Annotated in this window: 3 protein-coding genes and 1 pseudogene; 3 read left to right on the top strand and 1 reads right to left on the bottom strand. The window is 67.5% G+C overall.

The window, feature by feature from the left end:
- Window positions 1-73: 73 nt before the first annotated feature.
- Window positions 74-2,032 carry an asparagine synthase (glutamine-hydrolyzing) gene (gene asnB, locus ACYQ8K_RS29815; protein ID WP_459974944.1) on the bottom strand — a complete coding sequence of 653 codons (1,959 nt, stop codon included), beginning with the start codon at window positions 2,030-2,032 and terminating at the stop codon, window positions 74-76.
- A 156-nt stretch (window positions 2,033-2,188) separates the two neighbouring features.
- Between asnB and ctaC the strand changes: the two genes are divergently transcribed.
- From ctaC to ACYQ8K_RS29800, 3 genes and pseudogenes are all read left to right on the top strand, one after another.
- Window positions 2,189-3,286: an aa3-type cytochrome oxidase subunit II gene (gene ctaC, locus ACYQ8K_RS29810; protein ID WP_459974942.1), complete on the top strand. Its 1,098-nt coding sequence runs from the start codon at window positions 2,189-2,191 to the stop codon at window positions 3,284-3,286.
- 13 nt (window positions 3,287-3,299) lie between these two features.
- Window positions 3,300-3,719, top strand: a complete 420-nt coding sequence (locus tag ACYQ8K_RS29805; RefSeq protein WP_459974940.1) for a cytochrome c oxidase subunit 4 — start codon at window positions 3,300-3,302, stop codon at window positions 3,717-3,719.
- A 187-nt stretch (window positions 3,720-3,906) separates the two neighbouring features.
- Window positions 3,907-4,350: pseudogene (locus tag ACYQ8K_RS29800) on the top strand (MmpS family transport accessory protein); the annotation flags it as partial.

Genomic DNA, 4,350 nt, shown 5'->3' with positions numbered 1-4,350 from the left:
TCAGATATCTCCACTAAGCCCGGAGGTCCTCCCCACAATCAACAACCGTCACCAACGTGTCTGCCGAGTACACCTAGAGCTGCACGGGGTAGTGCGGCTCGCTGATCCGGGGCACCACGCTGTGCTCGACGAAGATCGCGTGCCAGAGCATGAAGATCAGCAGCGTCCACAGCCGCCGGCTGTGATCGCTGACGCCGTTGCGGTGCTCGTCGAGCATCCGGCGCACGGCGGCCCTGTCGACGAGGTGATCGGCCTGCGACGCGTCCACCGTTTCGTAGGCCCACTCCAGCAGCTCGCCGGCGCGCAGCCAGTGCCGGATCGGCACCGGGAAGCCCAGCTTGGGCCGGTGCAGCACGTGCGCCGGGACGATCGGCTCCAGCGCGCGCCGCAGCGCGTACTTCGTCGTCGTGCGGGTGATCTTCGCCTCGACCGGCAGCCGGGCGGCGACGGCGAACACCTCGGGATCCAGGAACGGCACCCGAAGCTCCAGCGAGTTGGCCATCGTCATCTTGTCGGCCTTGACCAGGATGTCGCCGCGCAGCCAGGTGAACAGGTCGATGTGCTGCATGCGGGCCACCGGATCCCAGCCCGCCGATCCGGCGTACACCGGCGCGGTGACGTCGGTGTGGGTCCACTCCTCGCGGAACCCGGGCAGCACGTCGCGCAGCTGCGCGTCGGAGAAGCTGCGGGCATTGCCGTAGTAGCGCTCCTCGAGCGTCAGGGAGCCGCGGTGCAGCAGGCTCTTGCCCCGCATCCCCTCGGGCAGCGGCTTGCTCATCTTGCCCACCGAGCGCCGCAGTGGCCGCGGCAGATAGTCAAAGGGCTTGAGCGACAACGGTTCTCGATAGATCGTGTAGCCGCCGAACAACTCGTCGGCGCCCTCGCCGGACAGCACCACCTTGACGTGCTTGCGGGCCTCCCGGGCGACGAAGAACAGCGGCACCAGCGCCGGGTCGGCCACCGGTTCGTCGAGATACCAGACGATCTCGGGCAGGGCGGCGACGAACTCGTCGGGCTTGACCACCTTGGCGATGTGGCGGGCGCCGATGGCCTCGGCCGAGGCGACCGCGACGTCGATCTCGGAGAAGCCCTCCCGTTCGAAGCCGGTGGTGAACGTGATCAGCCGGGGGTTGTGCCGGATGGCCAGCGCCGCGATGGCCGTGGAGTCGATCCCCCCGGACAAAAACGCCCCGACGGTGACGTCGGCGCGCATGTGCTTGGCCACCGAGTCCTCGAGCACCGCGGTGATCTCGTCGTACCGGGCCTGTTCGGTGTCGCGGGTGATCGGCACCGCGGCGAACCGCGGCACGAAATAGCGGGTGACCTCCGGTTGCAGGCGGTCGGGACGGATCCGGGCGTAGCAGCCCGATTCCAGCCGGCGCACCCCGCGGTGCAGCGTCTCGGGCTCGGGCACGTACTGCAGCACGGTGTAGTGCTGCACGGCCCGCTCATCGATGCCGGTGTCGAACCCGACCAGCTCGGCCAGGTCCAGCAGGCACTTCTTCTCGCTGGCCACCGCCGTGCCGCCGGTGCCGGTCGCCATGAACAGCGGCTTGATGCCGAAAGGGTCGCGGGCGCAGAACAATTCGCGGGTGACGGTGTCCCACAGCGCGAACGCGAACATGCCGCGCAGCCGCGTCAAGACGTCGGTGCCCCAGTAGTGATATCCGGCGACGACGGCCTCGCCGTCACCGTCGGTGGCGAAGACGGCGCCATGGCGGCCGGCCAGTTCGTCGCGCAGCTCGAGGTAGTTGTAGATCTCGCCGTTGAACACCAGCACGTAGCGGTCGGGCGCCTCGGGCGGCCCCCAGCGCAGCGGCTGGTGCGAGTGCGCGATGTCGATGATGGAGAGCCGGTTGAAGCCGAAGACGACGGAGCCGTCGGTGTCGGGGTCCACCCAGGTGCCGGGCTCGTCGGGCCCGCGGTGGCGCATCGAGTGCGACGCGCGCGCGATGGCGTCGTCGGCGCGGGCGGCGGCCGCCTCCTTGTCCGAGCCCTCCGGGGCGGCAACGAACGCCAGCAGACCACACACGGCGCCCCAGTATGCCGCACGTGCCGGGCGTGCGTGGACCTCGCACCCGGCACGTCGGGAATGGCCGGGCGCACCGGCGGGCCGGGGTTTCGTCGCCCGGCTCAGACGCGTGGTCTACGCTGCGTAGTATTCGATATCCGAGCAGGAGGCGCTAACGTGACCCCTCGCGAGCAGGACCGTTCGCAACGTTTGTCGCAGGGCAGGTTTCGGCGCCATTCCGGGGGCTCCGTGCGCCGGGCCCGTCGTCTTCGGCCCTTCGCGGTGGCGTGTGTGCTGGGCGTGCTGGCGTTGTTCCTGAGCGGATGCAGCAGCTGGGCGGACGCGCTGGCGTTGGGCTGGCCACGGGGCATCACCCCGGAGGCCCACCTCAACCGCGAATTGTGGATCGGCGCGGTGATCGCGTCGCTGGTCGTCGGCCTGATCGTGTTCGGCCTGATCTTCTGGGCGTCGATCTTCCACCGCAAGAAGGCGACCGACACCGTCCTGCCCCGGCAGTTCGGCTACAACATGCCGCTGGAGCTGGTGCTCACGGTGACGCCGTTCCTCATCATCTCGGTGCTGTTCTACTTCACCGTCGTGGTGCAGGAGAAGATGCTGCACCTGGACAAGAACCCCGAGGTTGTGATCGATGTCACGGCCTTCCAATGGAACTGGAAGTTCGGCTATCAGAAGGTCAACTTCAAAGACGGCACGCTGACCTACGACGGCGCCGACCCGGCGCGCAAGAAGGCGATGCTGTCCAAGCCGGAGGGCAAGGACGCCCACGGCGAGGAGCGGGTGGGTGCCGTCCGCGGGCTGAACACGTCGGACCGGCAGTACCTGAACTTCGACAAGGTCGAGACGCTGGGCTCCAGCGAGGAGATCCCGGTGCTGGTGCTGCCCACCGGCAAGCGCATCGAATTCGACCTGGCATCCGCGGACGTGGTCCACACGTTCTGGGTGCCGGAGTTCCTGTTCAAGCGCGACGTGATCCCCAACGCCGACGCGAACAACTCGGTGCACGTCTTTCAGACCGAAGAGATCCAGACGCCGGGCGCGTTCGTAGGCCACTGCGCCGAGTTCTGTGGCACATATCACTCGATGATGAACTTCGAGGTTCGGGTGGTGGCGCCCAACGACTTCAAGGCCTACCTGCAGCAGCGGATGGACGGAAAGAGCAACGCCGAGGCGTTGCAGGCGATCGGGCAGCCCGCGGTCGCGGTGACCACCCACCCGTTCGACACCAAGCGCGGCCAGTTGGCCGGAAGCCAGTAGGTTAGGACACCAAATGCATATCGAAGCCAGGCTATTTGAATTCATCGCCGGGTTTTTCATTGTGGTTGCAGTGCTTTACGGGGTGCTGACCGCCCTCTTCGCCACCGGAGGCGTGGAGTGGGCGGGCACCACCGCGCTGGTGCTGACCGGTGGCCTGGCAATGATCACTGCGACGTTCTTCCGCTTCGTGGCGCGTCGGTTGGACACCCGGCCCGAGGACTATGAGGGCGCCGAGATCAGCGACGGAGCAGGCGAATTGGGCTTCTTCAGCCCGCACAGCTGGTGGCCGATTCTGATCGCCCTGTCGGGCTCGGTGGTTGCGGTGGGCATCGCGCTGTGGTTGCCGTGGTTGATCGTCGCCGGCGTGATGTTCGTCCTGACGTCGGTGGCCGGACTGGTGTTCGAGTACTACATCGGGCCCGAGAAGCACTGATTCGCGGCATAAAGGTCACAATCAGATCACGTGATTGGTGGGCAGTTCGCCACGACGGCTTTGCCCCTTTTGGGTTCGGTAGTGTTTTGCCCAGGCAAACGAGAAGCGTCCCAGCGCGCCCGCGACGGTGTGATCGCGGAGGCTTGTGCGCAGGTGAGGCCGTCGAACAGGGTAGGCAAAGGCAAAGATGAGCGGGTCGAGACCCCCGGGATGGGATCCTGACGAACCCGACCGTGCCGACCCGATCAGCCACGAACCGGACCCCGGCGACGAGCCGGACGGCGATCTGGACGGCGCCGAGGCCGAGTCCGAGGCCGAGGCCCAGCCGGAGCCCTTCGAGGACGGCGCGGCGCTGGCGCACGAGACCGACGAGACGGACGCCTACTCGCGGGCCTACTCGGCTCCGGAGTCCGAGCACTTCACCAGCGGTCCCTACCTGCCGGCCGACCTGCGGCTGTACGACTACGACGACTTCGATGAGTCCGCCGACGCCGACGACGAGCGCAGCACCGCGCGCTGGCCGTGGGTGGTGGGGGTCGCCGCGATCGTGGCCGCCATCGCGCTCGTCGTGTCGGTGTCCCTGCTGTTCGCGCGCACCGATACCACCAAGCTTGCCAACCCCGGCACCACC

The sequence above is a fragment of the Mycobacterium sp. MUNTM1 genome (assembly GCF_054660795.1).
The sequence above is the reverse complement of the archived record's forward strand: the minus strand, read 5'-3'. Positions and strand labels throughout refer to the sequence as shown.

Bases quoted from the DNA above. Each gene is read 5' to 3' on its own strand.
- ACYQ8K_RS29805 (WP_459974940.1), top strand. From the start codon at position 3,300: ATGCATATCGAAGCCAGGCTATTTGAATTCATCGCCGGGTTTTTCATT.